We start from the raw sequence: 16,248 nt of genomic DNA, 5'->3' as shown, positions 1-16,248 counted from the left end.
GTCAGTCCAACGGTGCCAACGCCGCCCAGGACACGGTGACTTCGCCCTGCCGCCAGCGGGACGGGGCGTCCGTCACCGGCCAGTCGGCGGTCAGGTCCCGTACCGCGCGCATCCAGCGCTGGCGGGCGCCGTAGGAGGCGTAGGGCGCGGCGGCGGCCCAGGCGCGGTCGAAGTCGCGCAGGAAGGCGTGCACCGGTTCGCCCGGGACGTTGCGGTGGATCAGCGCCTTCGGCAGCCGCTCGGCGAGGTCGGAGGGGCGCTCCAGGGAGCCCAGCCGGGTGGCGAAGGTGACCGTGCGGGGGCCCTCGGGACCGAGCGCCACCCACACGTGGCGGCGGCCGATCTCGTCGCAGGTGCCCTCCACCAGCAGCCCGCCCGGGGCGAGCCGCGCGCACAGCTGCCGCCACACCGGGGCGACCTCGGCCTCGTCGTACTGGCGCAGCACGTTCGCGGCCCGGATCAGCGCCGGCCGCCCGGGCACCGGCACCTCGAAGCCGCCGTGCCGGAAGACCAGGCCCTCGCGCTCGTACGGCCGCGCCGCCGCGACCCGGGCGGGTTCGATCTCGATGCCGACCACGCGGGTGCGGGGCGCCGCCGTGCGCAGCCGGGCCAGCAGCTCCACGGCGGTCCAGGGCGCGGCGCCGTAGCCCAGGTCGACGGCCACGGGGTCGCTCGCGCGGCGCAGCGCGGTGCCGTGCGTGGCCGCGATCCAGCGGTCCATGCGGCGCAGCCGGTTGGGATTGGTCGTCCCGCGCGTCACCGTGCCCACCGGCCGGGACGTCGCGGGGGTTCTCATGGATACGAGGGTAAGGGGCGGCCTTCTTCGGAATGCCCCGGCCGACGCGGCCCGTAATCGAACCGTTGAGCGAAAACAGGTAATGATTCGGCAAAGCCGCTTGATCGGGAAATGGCAGGGCACCCGCGCGCTGTTGGAGACCTGGGGAGGGCGCAGGTGGGCCCTCCTACGGCATGCCCGCATCAAGGAGGTCCGCCACGTGAGCCAGTACGTCAGCAGGCTCGGGCGACGCTCCCCGTCGGCCTCCCGGCTCCGGCTGTACCGCAGACCCCGGCGGGTCGCCATGCTCTCCGTGCACACCTCCCCGCTCCACCAGCCCGGCACCGGCGACGCGGGCGGCATGAACGTCTACATCGTGGAGCTGGCCCAGCGGCTCGCCGAGATCGACATCGAGGTCGAGATCTTCACCCGGGCCACGACCGGCGGCCTGCCCCCCGCCGTCGAGCTGGCCCCCGGCGTCCTCGTCCGGCACGTCGACGCGGGCCCCTACGAGGGCCTGGCCAAGGAGGACCTCCCGGCCCAGCTGTGCGCCTTCACCCACGGGGTGATGCAGGCGTGGGCCGGTCACCGCCCCGGCCACTACGACCTCGTCCACTCCCACTACTGGCTCTCCGGGCACGTCGGCTGGCTCGCCGCCCAGCGCTGGGGCGTGCCCTTGGTGCACGCCATGCACACCATGGCCAAGGTCAAGAACGCCAACCTGGCCGAGGGCGACACCCCCGAGCCCGCCGCCCGGGTGATCGGCGAGACCCAGATCGTGGCCGCCGCCGACCGGCTCATCGCCAACACCGCCGAGGAGGCCGGCGAACTGGTCCGGCACTACGCGGCCGACCCCGCGAAGGTCGCCGTGGTCCACCCCGGCGTCAACCTCGACCGCTTCCGCGCCGCCGACGGCCGCGCCGCCGCCCGCGCCCGCCTCGGCCTGCCCCAGGACGCCCTGATCCCGCTCTTCGCGGGCCGCATACAGCCGCTGAAGGCGCCGGACGTGCTGCTGCGCGCCGTGGCCGTGCTGCTGGAGCACCGCCCCGAGCTGCGCTCCCGGCTGGTCGTCCCGGTCGTCGGCGGCCCCAGCGGCAGCGGGCTCGCCAAACCGGAGGGGCTGCAGAAGCTCGCGGCCCGGCTGGGCATCGCGGACGTGGTGCGGTTCCGGCCGCCGGTCGGGCAGGAACAGCTGGCCGACTGGTTCCGGGCCGCGTCCGTGCTGGTCATGCCGTCGCACAGCGAGTCCTTCGGCCTGGTCGCCATCGAGGCGCAGGCGGCCGGCACCCCGGTGCTCGCGGCCGCGGTCGGCGGGCTGCCGGTGGCCGTGCGCGACGGCGAGACCGGCTTCCTCGTCCAAGGCCACGACCCGGCCGACTACGCGCGGGTGCTGGGCCGCTTCGCCGACCACCCCGACCTCACCGAGCGCATGGGCCGGGCCGCCGCCCGGCACGCCCAGTCCTTCGGCTGGGGTACGGCCGCCGCCGCCACCGCCGACGTCTACACGGCCGCGACCCAGTCCCACCGCCGTCGCGTACGCTCCCACCATGGCTGATGTCGAGAAGGCCGGGCAGATCCTGGAGGGCGTCTTCAAGGACGCGGAGCTGGAGTGGGAGTGCCCCGCGCCCGGGAACTACGTCGTCCAGCTCCCCGGCACCCGCAAGCTGTCCACGACGGTCTCCTTCCTCGTCGGCCGCCACTCCCTGTCGCTGAACGCCTTCGTCATCCGCCACCCCGACGAGAACGAGACCGGCGTCCACCGCTGGCTGCTGGAGCGCAACCTCAAGCTGTACGGCGTGAGTTACGCGGTGGACCGCCTCGGCGACATCTACGTCACCGCCCGCCTCCCGCTCGCCTCCGTCACCCCGGACGAGGTCGACCGCCTCCTCGGCCAGATCCTGGAGGCGGCCGACGGCGCCTTCAACACGCTGCTGGAGCTCGGCTTCGCCTCCTCGATCCGCAAGGAGTACGCCTGGCGGGTGGCCCGCGGCGAGTCCACCCGGAACCTGGCGGCGTTCACGCACCTGATCGAACGCCCGGAGAACTGAGGCGGGCCCCCAGGGCTCAGGACGGGTCGGGCGTGGGCGTCGGGGGCGTGGCGCCGTGGTCGAGTTCGTCGGCGAACGCCCGCAGGGCATCGGCCAGTTCCTTCTTGGTGGGCAGCTGGTCGACCTTCTTGTCCAGCTCCGTGATACGCCGGTTCAGCTCCTCCAGGCCCGCCGTCCCGGAGGGCCCGTCCGTGGGGGCCGGACCGGTCGGGCTCGGTTCGCTGCCGCCGTCGGCGCCCGCGTTGGCGCCGCCGTCACTGCCGCCTCCGTCGACGAGACCGCCGGTGCTGCCGGAGCCGGCGACGGATCCTTCCTCGGGGACGCCGTCGGACGTGCTCCCGCTGCCGGACGTGCTCCCGCCGTCGGACGTACCGCCGTAGAACAGGCCGCCGTCGGTCGACGTGCCGTCGGACGAACCGCCGGAGGACGTGCCCCCGGTGTCCGAGTCCGGCGGGACGGTGGCCGCGACCCCGCGACCCTGACGGGGGGCCTCGTCCGAAGGGGCCGCGAGCGCCACGCCGACGCCGACGGCGACCAGGGCGGCGGCACCCGCGACGGTGAGCGAGACGCGTCTGAACCGCACCGCGCGGGCGGGGGCGGACGAGGTGCCGGTGGTCTGTGTGTCCTGTGCTTCAGGTGTGTCAGCCATGCGGGGAGGCTAACCAGCGGTGATCGGCGGACGGGAGGCTTCCGCCGAACCCCGCGCCCACCGCCGCGCGTTCCCGGGCTCAGCGGGCGCTGTTCCGGTAGCGCCCGGGGGTGGTGCCGACCAACTTCCGGAAGTGCCGCGTGAGATGAGCCTGGTCGTAGAAGCCGGCGGCCGGCGCGACCTCGCCCGGCGGCACCCCGTCGAGCAGCAGCCGCCGGGCCCGTCCGACCCGCAGGGACATCAGGTACTGGTGCGGTGCGATGCCGTACGCACCGCTGAACGCCCTTACCAGATGGGCCGGATGGGCGTGCAGCGACCGCGCGGCCTCCTCCAGGGAGACGCCGGCAACCACCCGGGCGTCCAGCAACTCCCGCAGCCGGCGGGCGAGTACCGGGTCCCGGAACCGGCGTGGCGCACCGGCGCGCGGCCGCAGATGGAGCCGCAGCCGCTCCGCGACCAGCGTCAGCCTGCTCTCCGCCTCCAGTTCGTCACCGGGCCGGGCGAGGGCGGAGTGCAGCCCGGCCACCCGTACCCGGAGCACGGGGTCCCGCAGATCGGGGGAGTCCACGGCCGGACCGATCAGTTCCTCCCCGAGCCGGCCGGCGTCGAGGTACACGACCCGCTTGCGGAAACCCCCCGGCGTCGCGGGGGAGCCGTTGTGCGGCACGTGCGGCGGCAGCAGCGACACGGTGTCGTGCGGGGTGCCGTGCCGGTGCCGGTCGAGGTCGTACCGTACGGCCCCGTCGTCCACGATCAGCAGCGTCCAGGCGTCGTGGACGTGCATCGGATAGGCGTACTCGGTGAAGCGGGCGTGGAAGACCTCGGTGACGCCCGGCACCCCGGGGCGCCACGCGGTGACGAGGTCCTGCCCGGCAGTCATGCAAAAAACGTACAAGACCCGGCCGCGTCCCGGAGGCGAGTCTCGGTCCATGAACACCGAACCCCTCCGCTTCGACACGAAGATCGCCGTACTGCTGCGCGAGGACCTGGAGCCCTGGCAGCGCCTGAACGTCACCGCCTTCCTGGTCAGCGGCCTGGGCACCGCGTCCCCCGAGGTGATCGGGGAGCCCTACGAGGACGCGGACGCCGTGCCGTACCTGCCCATGTTCCGCCAGCCCGTGCTGGTCTTCGAGGGCACGAAGGAGACCCTGAAGGCGGCCCACGGCAGGGCGCTGAGCCGCGCCCTGCCGCGCGCGGTGTTCACCTCGGACCTGTTCGCCACGGGCAACGACCGCGACAACCGCGCGGCGGTCCGGGCCGTCCCGACGGACGGCCTGGACCTGGTGGGGCTGGCGGTGTACGGCCCGAAGAACGTCGTGGACAAGGTCCTGAAGGGCGCGCGGATGCACCCGTGAGCGCGCTCGGCCGGGCGGCGCGTGGACGCCCCCGTCAGGGCGCTCAGCCGAACATGCCGGGCACGTAGTCGCCGGCGGGCTGCTGGACGATGACGTTGGCGCGGTTGTAGGCGTTGATCAGGGCGATGAGCGCGACCAGGGCGCCGAGCTGCTCCTCGTCGTAGTACCGGGCGGCGTTCGCCCACACCTCGTCCGGGACCCCGCCGGAGCCGTCGGCGATCCGGGTGCCCTGCTCCGCCAGCTCCAGCGCGGCCCGCTCGGCCTCGGTGAAGACGGTGGCCTCCCGCCAGACGGCGACCAGGTGCAGCCGGGTGGCGCTCTCCCCGGCCGCCGCCGCGTCCTTGGTGTGCATGTCGGTGCAGAACCCGCAGCCGTTGATCTGGCTGGCGCGGATCTTCACCAGCTCCTGCGTGGCGGCCGGCAGCGAGGACTCCGCGAGCGCCTGCCCGGCGGCGTTGAAGTGCCGGAGGACCTTGCCGATGACCGGGTTGGCGAAGAGGTCGAGACGAGCGTCCATGGTGTGCTCCTGGTGGGTCGTGGCTTGCTTTCACCTCACTGACGGACGCGGACGCGGGGATGTGACATGGGTGGGTGTGACCTGGGTCTCAGTGCGGGCGGGTGCGCGCCTCCGCCCGCGTCGGTGGGGGAGCCGGGGCCGGGGCCCGGGCCGGGTCAGGCGGCAGGAACCTCGGCTCCCGTTCCTGCTCCCGATCCCGTGTCGGCCGGGGCGGGGCCCGGACCCGGGGCCGGAGCCGGAGCCGTGGGGCCGACGGGCTGTTCCGCCGGCAGCCGGCGCATCAGCAGGCCGTACCCCAGGCCGGCCCCCGTCCCCACCACCGCGCACATGCCCCACAGCCAGCCGGCGCCGAACCGGTCGATGACCGCGCCCGCCATCAGCGGCGCGACCAGCGCCGCGAGGGACCAGGACAGGGTGTAGACGCCCTGGTAGCGCCCCCGGCCGTGCACCGGGGAGAGCCGGACGACCAGGCCGGTCTGGGTCGGGGCGTTGACGATCTCGGCCAGGGTCCACACGCAGACGGTCAGCATGAAGACACCGACCGACCCGGCGAAGGCGGTCAGCCCGAAGCCGTACCCGGCGAGCAGCGAGGAGACGACCAGCAGGGTGCGCGGGTCGCGGTGCTCGATGAACCGGGTGACGGGGATCTGGAGGGCGACGATCAGGATGCCGTTGACGGCGATGGCCAGGCCGTAGTCGGCGGGGGAGAACCCGGCCCGGCCCATGGCCACGGGCAGCCCGACCGAGCCCTGCTGGAAGACCAGCGCGACGAGGAAGGACAGGCCGACGACGGCCATGTACCGCCCGTCGCGCAGCACCGTGCCGAGGCCGATCTCCGCCCCCTCCTGCCGGGCGGTGGGCGCCGGCCGCGACTCGGGCACCTTGGCGAAGACGACGACCGCGCAGGCGAGGGTCATCCCGGCCTCGATGAGGAACCCGGCGAGATAGCTGAACTCGGCGATGAACCCGGCCGCCATGGAGGAGACGGCGAACCCGAGGTTGATCGCCCAGTAGTTGAGGGAGAACGCGCGCACCCGGTCCTCGGGCCGCACGATGTCGGCCATCATCGCCTGCACGGCGGGCCGGGAGGCGTTGGAGGCCATGCCGACGAGGAAGGCGACACCGGCGATGGCGACGGGGTGGGTCATGAACCCGAGCAACGCCACGGAGGCGGCGGTGGCGGTCTGCGCGATCAGCAGCGTGGGCCGCCGGCCGAGCCGGTCGGCCATCACCCCGCCGCCCAGCGAGGAGACGACCCCGCCGAGCCCGTGCAGGGAGGCGACGAGACCGGCGTACGAGGCGGAGTAGCCGCGGTCGAGGGTGAGGTAGAGCGCCATGAACGTGGCGACGAAGGCGCCGAGCCGGTTGACGAGCGTACTCGTCCACAGCCACCAGAACTCGCGCGGCAGCCCGGAGACGGACTCCCGGACGGCACGTCTGACACGGACTGGTGACATCGAGATTCCCCCACAGCGGTAAGCGGCCCAACCGGCGAGGACACCTTACGAACGCCGGGACGGCCCCCGCCACTCAATTAGCGGAACATGTCAATCGACCGGGGTCGCCGATGCCCGTCCGGCACCCGTCCCGCGTCCCATCCCGGATTTTCCTTAGGTAGGCTCAGGACCATGGCCGACGCACCGTACAAGCTGATCCTCCTCCGCCACGGCGAGAGCGAGTGGAACGCGAAGAACCTGTTCACCGGCTGGGTGGACGTCAACCTGAACGAGAAGGGCGAGAAGGAGGCAGTCCGCGGTGGCGAGCTTCTGAAGGACGCCGGTCTCCTGCCCGACGTGGTCCACACGTCCCTCCAGAAGCGCGCGATCCGCACGGCCCAGCTGGCGCTGGAGGCCGCGGACCGCCACTGGATCCCGGTCCACCGCTCCTGGCGCCTGAACGAGCGCCACTACGGCGCCCTCCAGGGCAAGGACAAGGCGGCGACGCTCGCCGAGTTCGGCGAGGAGCAGTTCATGCTCTGGCGCCGCTCCTACGACACCCCGCCCCCGCCGCTGTCGGACGACTCCGAGTTCTCCCAGGCCCACGACCCGCGCTACGCGACGATCCCGCCGGAGCTGCGCCCGCGCACGGAGTGCCTGAAGGACGTCGTCATCCGGATGCTCCCCTACTGGTACGACGCCATCGTCCCCGACCTCCTGACCGGCCGCACGGTCCTGGTCGCCGCCCACGGCAACAGCCTGCGCGCCCTGGTCAAGCACCTGGACGGCATCTCCGACGCCGACATCGCGGGCCTGAACATCCCCACGGGCATCCCCCTGGCCTACGACCTGGACCCCGACTTCAAGCCGGTCACCCCCGGCGGCAAGTACCTGGACCCCGAGGCGGCAGCAGCAGCCATCGAGGCGGTCAAGAACCAGGGCAAGAAGAAGTAACCGCCTGCGAGTAAGCCCCCTGCCTGCGGTGTCTCCGTGGGTAGGGGGCTTTTCGCTGCCTCGGGCCGTCTCTGGACCGTCAGGTGCTGGAGGAGACCGACCGGGCCCTGCAGCGCGAAGTCCTCGAAGAGACCGGCAGCTTCCATCTGGTCCTGGCCGCCTCCCCGCAGGTGGTTGCCGTGTCGGTCACCGATGAGGGCGGAGCGGGCACCGCCCCGAGGATCGAGCAGCCGGACGCGGACGCGGTGCACGGCCGCGGACTGGGCATGGTCAGCGCCCTCGCCCACCGGGTCGTCGTCCACAGTGCCCACGGCGGCTACACCATCACCGCGGAACTCCTCGCGAACAGCCGGCCGGGAGGCCGCCCGTGCTGACGACATGCGTCCTTCATGCCTTAGGGATCGGTGCGCGGTACGCGACCTACCGCTGTCTGGCCGCCGCCTATCCTCTGGGCGACACCCGCGCGATCCCTCTGGGCTCATACAGGACCATCAACGCCCGCCTCGCCCTGCGCTGGCTGCAGCAGCGCACCAGCCACATCACCGACCAGCTCGACCCCGCCCACGCCCGGCCGGCCGCCACTGGTTCACCGACGACCAGGAGCACGAACGCGTCCTCGCCTACCTGGCCACAGGCACGGCCTACCAGCTCACCCTCTACGACCAGGACACCCGCTACGTCCTCGTCGTCTACCCGCCGGGAGCCGCCTCGTGAAGGAACCCACGCGCGGTTACTGGTGCGAGTGCTGGACCGAAGACCTCACTGACAAGCAAGGGCGGATACTGCGGGCATCCTTCGACGCCTACTCGGCAGCCCAGGCCGATAGGTGGATCGCAGTGGCTCTGCGCACGCTGCCCCCCGCACTCGACCCCGACGCCTTCGACGAGGCGTGGACATGGCTGTACGACGGCCGGATCGACACCCGGCGAGCCCTGCACGGTGACCATCACCCAGGCCGACATGCGCGTGACCTGGACGGTCGTCCCGTCCTCTTCCTCCCTCTCGCACGCCGACAAGGAAGCGACCTCCCCGCCTGCGCCCACACCTTCACGCCCCACACCACAGACTGAGTCAAACTTTCTCTACAGGTTCAAGGCGGCTCGCTCCGCTCCCCGCGCGCGGCCCGACCCCCGGCCGGGCCTGCGCTCCTGTCTCCGCCCCGCTCCAGCCCGGCCGGCGCCCGCGCCGCGCGCACAGCAATCAGCCGCTTGCCCCCAGAGAAGGGGCACGTCGTGGCTGGGGCGGTCGGCTCCACGGCTTTAGGCAGCCACTTTGGCGCGAGCCTCGCAGATCATGGCCCCAACGTCGTGCTTTACCGGGCAGGTCCACAGACTGCCCGACGCGCCGCAAGCTTACGGGGCCGTGATCACTCGCGCCAAAGCAGCTCCAGCCCAAAGCCGCTCCGCCGACCTCCGGCTACTCGTCGGACGCTGCGCACAGACCGTTAGCAATGGCGAGTTTCTGAATCTGCTGCTGCATAGCCAGTGACCACGCGCTATCGAACTGCATCGTGGCCGCAACATGCTTCACCAAAGAAGCCGATAGATGCTTGGCATCGATCTTGTTAGGGCTATTGGCTAGCACTTGCGACGAAAGTATATGGGCATACCACTTACCCTTGAATACCTTATCCCAACTTCCGGTCGAGTACTCGGAATCGACAATCCCCCTTGCCTCGTTCCAGCGCCTTTCCGAAGTGCCATCCTGTTGCGCATCAGACTTCAGCTTAGCTGAAAACGCGGCCACCAATTGATCATCGGCGGGCAGGTGGGGAGTGGGGTTAACTGCGGAGGGTCTTCCGTAGTTTGCGGCGCCGGATATTTTGAGCGTCTTGGCGGCGAAGCAGAGTCGCACCCATTCGATCCATAGTCGAGCGGCAAACTCCTGCCATGATCCACGGCCCCCGAACTCCTGGCGACACCAATTTGGGGCAAGGCTGCAACTTGCGCCGACCGCTTCAGCAACGTCCCCTTCATGGAATACATGGTTCTCCACGTCATAGAACCATGTGTATAGAACATGCGGCGAATTGATCAGCAACCCTAGGCGATCATCGACATCCTTATCCATAAAGAACAGGGTGACGGTGACTTTACCCTTGAAGCTCGTAACCAGAGAGCCATTCTCCATAAGGTAGGAGTAGTAGGCCTTCAGGCGGGTTTTACCTCCACCATCCCCAGGTATCTCATTGGCTGGAGCAAGTCGATACTCAACACCCAATGGCGAAAGAGCGCGATCACAGTTCTGCCCGTGCACATAACCATCGACATTCACCCCCTCCACGAAGGCGAAGACCGGAATTCTCGACATTTGCATTTGCCTGAGCTTTCCGCTAGGCGAGTGCTGAAGTCTCAAAGTCGGAAAATCTTTTCGTCAGCGATGTCAGCCATGATCTCGGGAGAATGTGTGGCGGTAATTACCTGCGCATCTTCATCAATCGTCCGAATGGATTCGATGAGAACTTGCTGCCAGTCAACATGCATCGAAAGTTCCGGTTCATCGATGATGATTGGCCGCCCATCCGCCGAGAGAGCTTCCACGAGGATGCGAATGAGCTGACGCTCGCCAGAACTTAGCTTCTCCAGCGAAATATCTTTGTTCTCCGCTGTGACTGCCCTGATCTGCGTATCTAGGAAGTTGATTTGTTTCGGTCCCGAGATAAGTCTCGAAACTAGCGTTTGCAGCTTTGTGCGCGGCTCCAAAGCACTTTCAATACGTTCCTCAACTTCATTAATGTCCACAACTACCCGCTTGAACGCGGAGTCCGAGTCGAACCTATTGAGAAATCCTTCTCGATCAAGGACTAGATGAAGCGCGCCGCGCCTCCGCAGGAAGTTGGTAACGCGAATGAAAGCCTTATCGTAATCCAATTCCCAGTCCGCGACCACATTCTGCTCAGGGGAAATGACGCCGGCCAAAATGCGCCCCAGGCCGTCTTCCTGCGCTTGGCGAACTGCCGCCAAAACCTTAGCAGAATAATTGGACCAAAGCCGCTGGATCGAGTCAGCGAAGTATTCGTCCAAATTCCGATCGCCTGCCTCGTTTGAGATGTCTCGCGCGTCGAAGATGCGTGAGGTAGGAAGGTAGCGATGTGGGAAGTCACCCGAAGCTTGTACGTTCTCTGTGTTGCTTGGCTCGCCCGCCAGGTATACGTAGCTCGTATCCCATGAGAACGTTTCCTGCACGAGTCGTTCAACGCGAGGACTCAGGCGAGCACCGGGACGGTTGCGCATACTCGGTGGGATTGCTCGCCTAATAGCCGCTTCGATATGCACCTCATCTGGCATCTCGAAGTCGCGCACTACGATCATATCGCGCTCAGGTAGCTCGATCTCCACTGTGGCGTGCCGAAAAGGCGCGCCAATAATAGGGGCCATCTCCTCGCTCAGGGCACAGTGAATAATACGGAGCAGCGTAGTTTTTCCGCTACCGTTAAGACCAAAGAAGACGTTGACGTCAGGGTTAAGATCCTGTTCGTACGTCTTTTTGCGCCCGCCTAGGCCCTCAACAAGAACCCTCTTCACGTACCAACGTGGCGATGACGTGGCCACAAGGATGCCCCTCTCACGGCAGATCAGTGCAGCCATGATGGCAGGGTTGACAGCGTGCGGTACCTGTTTCCCGCAAGTAACTGCAAGCTTCTGACCATGACCCCCCTGCTGGACTGACGAATCGCTCCCTTGCTGGTGCTTCGTGTACGTGTCACACAGTTGGTAGGTGGATGACTCGGGGGCACGACCCTGGCGGAGGCAGTACGGGCGCCGCGAGGCTAGGGACCAGATCAGCGGTCCCCGTTGACATCAACGACCACGAACAGCGGCACCAACCCACAATTGCATACGGCCCCTTCGCCACCGACGGCAGTGACGGCAACGATGACGTACGCCAGCGGGACTCAGCAGCCCGTCATGATGGCCACGTCGTGCCGGCCAACCGCCGCACCACCATGTGCCCGCATCTTCTAAGCGCTTGGTCGAGTCGAGGCCCGGTCGGGCAGCCGAGCCGCCCTGAGACGAAGAGGTCGTGCCAGACACGTGCCAGATCCAGCGGGGAACCACGGGGAACAGCGGGAACTCACCCTGTATGCGACCAGGGGTGCAACACCACTCCGCCGCAGCTCAGCGCACCAACCGCCGCCATAAAACCCGAGCTTCCCAAGTTGAGATCTCACCTCTGTATCTGCCTATCAGTCCAACCAGACGAGCACCGCGTCGTCCGCTCTGGCAGCGGCCTCGAAGAACTGAGTGAGGCCGTCGTACCAGGGTCGCCCCCACTCCAGTGCGCCAGGCTCGCCCCATCCGAGGGGGTACACCTCGGCACTGGTCAGTTCGGCAGGATCCACACCTCTGACGAGCTGGTCATAGCTGCTAGCCCGCAGAGCCTCCGCTGCGAGCTTGACCCGCTCAGGTCGCAGGTACCTCGCAGGCCCGTACCCCCAGTCCTCATCCTCGGCGAACGGCTCCTCACCGTGGATCACGTTCACGGGGAACTCGACGCGCGCCAGCAGGAAGCGGAGCATGTCCCAGGCCTTGTACGTGCTGAAGTGACGTGCCTCGGCCGGCGCGGGCTCCGTCTCCTCCTCGGCGTCCTGGACCTCTTCGACCAAGTCCAGAGCCCAGTCGGGCTCTCGGGTCGCCCGGCCGAGTTCAGCAGCCGTAACACGCAGGTACTCGCCGATCATGCTCATGGCCGGAGACTATGCGGGGTCACTGACAACGCCAGTTGCCAGTCGAGCGCGGCAGAACTGGGCCGTCCCTGGGCCGTCCGAGGTCGCTGAACAGTGGCCAATGACGACCAACGTTGACTACCAGGCGCACGTATCCACTGCTCCTGAGCAGCGAAAACCCAGCTCATCAAGATCCCCGGCACGACCCAGGGAAAGAAGACGGGCACGACCCGGCCAACCAGCTCCGGACGAGCGTGTTCACGCTGGTTTTCGGCATAGCGCTGATCAGTGCCGGGCGGATGCTGTGGCGGACCGGGCGGCTACCCGCTTATCTCGACGCCAGGCAGAAGGCGTTGGGTACGTTGGTGCCGCAAGGGGGCCGTAGCGCCGGCGTCCGGACACTCGGGGCAGCCATGATCGGCATGGGTGGATTCTTCCTCTTCGGCACCGCCTGCCTCGCACTCGCCGGGCTGGGCGTCCTCGGCCCCTGAGAGGGCGGGGTCTGCGGGAGCCCACTGCCAGTGCATCACCTTCTCCGGGCCGCTCCGTCCGGCCAGACGACGTCCACGGGGATGCCCGCGGCCCGCGCTTCCAGGACGGTGTCGGCGGTACCGCCACCCTTGCCGCTGGGCGGCTTCCCGTCCCATACGGCCACGAGCCGGTCGGCGCGCTTGAGGAGCACGGCGTTGGCGGCCTCGTAGGCATGCCGGTCGGCGGTGTCGTTGGGGAGGACGACAACCTCGTCGGCCGCTTCGGCGAGCCGGTCGAAGAGGTCCGCGTGGTCGGCCTTGACCTTCTCCCGGCGGTAGTCCCGCGAGGGAATGACGACGGCGAGCCGCCCGCCGGCGCGGAGGACGGCTTCGGCGAACAGGGAGTCGGCGCCCTTGGCGATACAGGAGATCCCGACGAGGTCACCACCGTCGGCGTACGGCTTCAGCAAGTCGTCCAGCGCGGCACGGACCAGGGGGATGGTGTCTTCGGTCAGGTCCATGTGGCCGGTCACCGCGATGGTCATCACGGTCGTGGTCCTCCTCGTTGAGGATCGGCAACTGTCGCATCAAGAAGGTCAGTCGGGCCATGCGTCGGCCATCACGAACGACACGACGGTACCGCCGTAGTCACTCGGGCCTGACCGCCATGAGTGAGCGATGGCGTCGACCAGGAGCAGACCCCTTCCATGCGCCTCGTCCGCGTCGGGGTGGCGGAGTCGTACGTTCACGGGGAAGCCCGGATTGTGTACGTCGACTCGGAGCGTCGTCTCCTCGCGGAACCACTCCACTCGTACCAGCCACGAGTCGTCCGACCGGCCGTAGAGGATGGCGTTGGTCACCAGTTCGGAGATCATCAGCGTGCAGTCGTCGACAGAGCAAGCCGGTTGGTATGGCGCGATGAACTTCTGGAACCAGCGCCGGGCCCGGGGTACGGACTCGGGAACGGGATGCAGGGTCATCGCTCCGAGCCGGGGCGACTCGGGGGACGGGTCGCGATCGACCGTGTACATCATCAGCGCTCACTCCTTGAGTGCCGTCGGCAGCCTGAGGCGCTGCCGCTTCGACGTGGCATGGTCCCGGCTGCACCTGGTGCCGACCCGCGTTGCCACTATCCAGTAAGTGGCCATGGCCACTTACTGGATAGTGGCATTGGCCACTTACGGGGTGCAAGCGCTTCGGAGTAACTCACTCGAGGGTTAAGTCAGTGGGTAACCCTGTTCGAACGCCCAGCGCTCCGGCGGGTAGGTGGCCTCGGCGAACTCCAGAGCCCGGTCCTGAAGGTCGAAGACGACGTGATGTACGACCAACACGGCCGAGCCAGGCTCCAGTTGAAGGTCGGACACTTCCTCGTCCGACGCGGTTCGGGCGCACACGCGGTCTTCGGCGTAGCTTGCCCGCCGTCCCGTCACATTTTCGACGTACAGAAGTGTCCCCTCCTGAATCCGCTCGGGATCCATGAGCTTCGGCGCCTTTCGGCCGACATCCGGAGCGAACCACGAGGTGGACAACGTGATGGGTCCGTCCTGGTTGTTGGTCACGCGGCGTCGGTGCACGGCCTGGCGATCCTTGCCCAGACCCAGCGCCTCGGCGACGTAGTCCGGGGCCTCCAGCCAGCCGGCCGACGTGATGACCGCGTACTCACCAGGCGTGTAGATCTTGCCGGTCTGCCGGGCGCGGCCGTACAACTCGCGCGCCCGCCGATTGACTTCGAGGCTTCGGACGTACGTCCCCGAACCCTGCCGCTTCTCGACCAGGCCCTGATGGCTCAGGGCCTCCAGTGAGCGGGCGGCGGTCGGCCTGGACACGTTCCAGTCAGCCGCGAGCTGCCGTTCCGAAGGCACTTCGTCCCCCGGCCGCAGGTCACCCCGAAGAATCTGGTCGCGGATGTAGTGCGCGATCTGCAGATACTTCGGCTGTGCCTCCTCGATCTGAGGCATGCGTCCTCCCTGTCAAAGTGGCTATGGCCTTTGGCCACTATAGGGTGAGCGTCGAACTCGTACGCTGGATGGCATGAAGCGGTTGATCATCGCGGCTGGAGGAGGAGGCGACGCGGTAGCCGCCGCCATGCTGCACGCCGCCCTGTACGGCGACGAGGAACCCGGGGTGATCCTCACGTACGCCTGGGACCGCTTGCTCATCGACCCGGTACCGGGTCCGCGAGGTGCCCGCGACTTCACCGGCCTCCGCCCGATCACCCGAACCGTCTCAGCGGTGCCGGCCGAGGCCCGTCCAATCGCACCGGCGGGATCCACGCTCCCACTTCTCGCTGCCGCGCTCCCGCACACCTTTGCGCTCCTGGATCCCGGCCAAGGCACCGTAGGGATCACGTGCCAGTTGGAGGAGTTGATCAGCCACCTGGAACCAGTGTCGATCGACCTTCTGGACGTGGGCGGCGACATCCTCGCGCGAGGGGACGAGCCAACGCTGAAGAGTCCACTCGCCGACGCCCTCACCTTGGCCGCCGCCTCCCAGGTGAACGCCCCCGTACGCCTCCTGATCGCCGGCCCCGGCCTGGACGGCGAACTACCTCCGGACGAACTGCGCCCGCTCCTCGGCCCTCTGGTACACACCCTCACAGCGAAGGACGTCGAACCGATCAGCTCGATCCTGGAGTGGCACCCCTCCGAGGCCACGGCGATGCTCGCCGCGACAGCCCGGGGAGTCCGAGGCACCTGCGAGATCCGAGACGCGGGCCTGCCGATTCCCCTCACCGACGAGGCTCCGAGGATCCACGAGGTCGACTTGGGTGAAGCGTTGAGCCGCAACAGTCTGGCCCGCGCCCTCACCTCCACTACCGCGCTGGACGAGGCCGAGGCGCACAGCCGCGACGTTTGCGGTTTCTCGGAGGTTGACTACGAGCGCGACAAGGCGGCAAAGCGGCTAAAGGACCAGCCGCTGGTGGAGCTCGACGCTGAGTCCATGTTTCGTCAACTTGCCGGGCTCGATGCGGAGGCTCTCAGCCGCGGCGTCACCCATATGACGTTCCGCCGTATCACCGAGGCACTGAACCTCAGCGGATCTCAGCTCGTCGACCTGCGCCGACTACTCATCAGTGAACGCCCGGAGCAGTATGACGAGACTCTGTGGCGGCTACGACGACCACGTGAGGTAACTGCGCAGTCTCCTATGCCGTTTGGCGGAACGTGAGTTCATCACATGTTCTGGTCCGCGAAGGGCGTCCGACGGCGGCGAAGATGGCCTCGGCGAACAGGGGGCCGGCGCCTTTGGTGATACAGGACGCCTCGACGAGGTCACTGTCGTCGTCCAGCGCGGTACGAACCAAGGGGACCAAGCAACCCAGAGCAACGATGCAGGCGAATAACCAGTGGAGCACTGGTCGAGCTGATGACAAGGTGA

The 16,248-nt window shown here is 68.2% G+C and carries 17 protein-coding genes and 2 pseudogenes; 8 read left to right on the top strand and 11 right to left on the bottom strand.

Annotated features, from left to right (window positions below):
- Nucleotide 1 precedes the first annotated feature (1 nt).
- Nucleotides 2–796: a class I SAM-dependent methyltransferase gene (locus IH25_RS0120705; RefSeq protein WP_209445346.1), complete on the bottom strand. Its 795-nt coding sequence runs from the start codon at nt 794–796 to the stop codon at nt 2–4.
- Between the two features lie 199 nt (nt 797–995).
- Between IH25_RS0120705 and mshA the strand changes: the two genes are divergently transcribed.
- Together mshA and IH25_RS0120695 are read left to right on the top strand one after the other, a co-directional pair.
- Entirely contained in the window at nt 996–2,330 is a 1,335-nt protein-coding gene (gene mshA / locus IH25_RS0120700) for a D-inositol-3-phosphate glycosyltransferase (protein ID WP_030612342.1), read from the top strand.
- Entirely contained in the window at nt 2,323–2,823 is a 501-nt protein-coding gene (locus IH25_RS0120695; RefSeq protein WP_030612340.1) for a type III secretion system chaperone family protein, read from the top strand. Before mshA ends, IH25_RS0120695 begins: the two co-directional genes overlap by 8 nt.
- Before the next feature lie 16 nt (nt 2,824–2,839).
- Here IH25_RS0120695 and IH25_RS0120690 read toward each other — a convergent pair whose 3' ends face one another.
- Together IH25_RS0120690 and IH25_RS0120685 are read right to left on the bottom strand one after the other, a co-directional pair.
- Nucleotides 2,840–3,472 (bottom strand): hypothetical protein, encoded by a 633-nt coding sequence (locus tag IH25_RS0120690; protein WP_245172843.1) that lies wholly within the window; start codon nt 3,470–3,472, stop codon nt 2,840–2,842.
- 79 nt (nt 3,473–3,551) lie between these two features.
- The gene (locus IH25_RS0120685) at nt 3,552–4,352 is read right to left on the bottom strand and encodes a helix-turn-helix domain-containing protein (RefSeq protein WP_030612334.1); all 801 of its coding nucleotides are present in this window, start codon (nt 4,350–4,352) and stop codon (nt 3,552–3,554) included.
- Between IH25_RS0120685 and IH25_RS0120680 the strand changes: the two genes are divergently transcribed.
- Nucleotides 4,351–4,827: a DUF2000 family protein gene (locus IH25_RS0120680; protein ID WP_209445345.1), complete on the top strand. Its 477-nt coding sequence runs from the start codon at nt 4,351–4,353 to the stop codon at nt 4,825–4,827. The two genes, IH25_RS0120685 and IH25_RS0120680, sit on opposite strands and share 2 nt — an antisense overlap.
- Nucleotides 4,828–4,870: 43 nt before the next feature.
- Here the strand turns inward: IH25_RS0120680 and IH25_RS0120675 are convergent, their stop codons facing one another.
- The gene (locus tag IH25_RS0120675; RefSeq protein WP_030612328.1) at nt 4,871–5,344 is read right to left on the bottom strand and encodes a carboxymuconolactone decarboxylase family protein; all 474 of its coding nucleotides are present in this window, start codon (nt 5,342–5,344) and stop codon (nt 4,871–4,873) included.
- 155 nt (nt 5,345–5,499) lie between these two features.
- Nucleotides 5,500–6,801 (bottom strand): MDR family MFS transporter, encoded by a 1,302-nt coding sequence (locus IH25_RS0120670; protein WP_037655329.1) that lies wholly within the window; start codon nt 6,799–6,801, stop codon nt 5,500–5,502.
- A gap of 171 nt (nt 6,802–6,972) precedes the next feature.
- On the opposite strand from IH25_RS0120670, the gene IH25_RS0120665 reads away from it, so the two are divergent.
- The 3 genes and pseudogenes from IH25_RS0120665 to IH25_RS42380 all read left to right on the top strand — a co-directional run bounded on the left by IH25_RS0120665 (nt 6,973) and on the right by IH25_RS42380 (nt 8,804).
- Entirely contained in the window at nt 6,973–7,734 is a 762-nt protein-coding gene (locus IH25_RS0120665; protein ID WP_030612322.1) for a phosphoglyceromutase, read from the top strand.
- Between the two features lie 128 nt (nt 7,735–7,862).
- Nucleotides 7,863–8,108 (top strand): annotated as a pseudogene (locus IH25_RS0120660) (ATP-binding protein); the annotation flags it as partial.
- Nucleotides 8,109–8,444: 336 nt separating this feature from the next.
- A pseudogene (locus tag IH25_RS42380) lies at nt 8,445–8,804 on the top strand (hypothetical protein).
- 346 nt (nt 8,805–9,150) lie between these two features.
- On the opposite strand, the gene IH25_RS41260 reads toward IH25_RS42380, so the two are convergent.
- The 3 genes from IH25_RS41260 to IH25_RS0120645 all read right to left on the bottom strand — a co-directional run bounded on the left by IH25_RS41260 (nt 9,151) and on the right by IH25_RS0120645 (nt 12,421).
- Nucleotides 9,151–10,050, bottom strand: coding sequence for a hypothetical protein (locus tag IH25_RS41260; protein WP_157846996.1), 900 nt, complete (start codon nt 10,048–10,050; stop codon nt 9,151–9,153).
- Between the two features lie 35 nt (nt 10,051–10,085).
- A complete protein-coding gene (locus IH25_RS39620) occupies nt 10,086–11,321 on the bottom strand; it encodes an AAA family ATPase (RefSeq protein WP_078844340.1) in 1,236 nt (411 codons plus the stop codon).
- 599 nt (nt 11,322–11,920) lie between these two features.
- Nucleotides 11,921–12,421: a YfbM family protein gene (locus tag IH25_RS0120645; RefSeq protein ID WP_030612315.1), complete on the bottom strand. Its 501-nt coding sequence runs from the start codon at nt 12,419–12,421 to the stop codon at nt 11,921–11,923.
- A 233-nt stretch (nt 12,422–12,654) separates the two neighbouring features.
- Between IH25_RS0120645 and IH25_RS0120640 the strand changes: the two genes are divergently transcribed.
- Nucleotides 12,655–12,891, top strand: a complete 237-nt coding sequence (locus IH25_RS0120640) for a hypothetical protein (protein ID WP_030612312.1) — start codon at nt 12,655–12,657, stop codon at nt 12,889–12,891.
- A gap of 35 nt (nt 12,892–12,926) precedes the next feature.
- On the opposite strand, the gene IH25_RS0120635 is transcribed toward IH25_RS0120640, so the two are convergent.
- The 3 genes from IH25_RS0120635 to IH25_RS0120625 form a co-directional block, all read right to left on the bottom strand.
- Entirely contained in the window at nt 12,927–13,418 is a 492-nt protein-coding gene (locus tag IH25_RS0120635) for a hypothetical protein (RefSeq protein WP_030612309.1), read from the bottom strand.
- A 48-nt stretch (nt 13,419–13,466) separates the two neighbouring features.
- Complete coding sequence (locus tag IH25_RS0120630) at nt 13,467–13,904, bottom strand: ATP-binding protein (protein WP_030612306.1); 438 nt, start codon at nt 13,902–13,904, stop codon at nt 13,467–13,469.
- A gap of 183 nt (nt 13,905–14,087) precedes the next feature.
- Nucleotides 14,088–14,828, bottom strand: coding sequence for a GntR family transcriptional regulator (locus IH25_RS0120625; RefSeq protein WP_030612303.1), 741 nt, complete (start codon nt 14,826–14,828; stop codon nt 14,088–14,090).
- A gap of 73 nt (nt 14,829–14,901) precedes the next feature.
- On the opposite strand from IH25_RS0120625, the gene IH25_RS0120620 reads away from it, so the two are divergent.
- On the top strand, nt 14,902–16,038 hold the full coding sequence (locus IH25_RS0120620) for a DUF1152 domain-containing protein (protein WP_078844339.1): 1,137 nt from the start codon (nt 14,902–14,904) through the stop codon (nt 16,036–16,038).
- The last annotated feature ends 210 nt before the right edge of the window (nt 16,039–16,248 follow it).

The sequence above is a fragment of the Streptomyces achromogenes subsp. achromogenes genome (assembly GCF_000720835.1).
Taxonomy (GTDB): Bacteria; Actinomycetota; Actinomycetes; order Streptomycetales; family Streptomycetaceae; genus Streptomyces; species Streptomyces achromogenes.
This window is presented reverse-complemented; position numbering and strand designations above follow the sequence as displayed.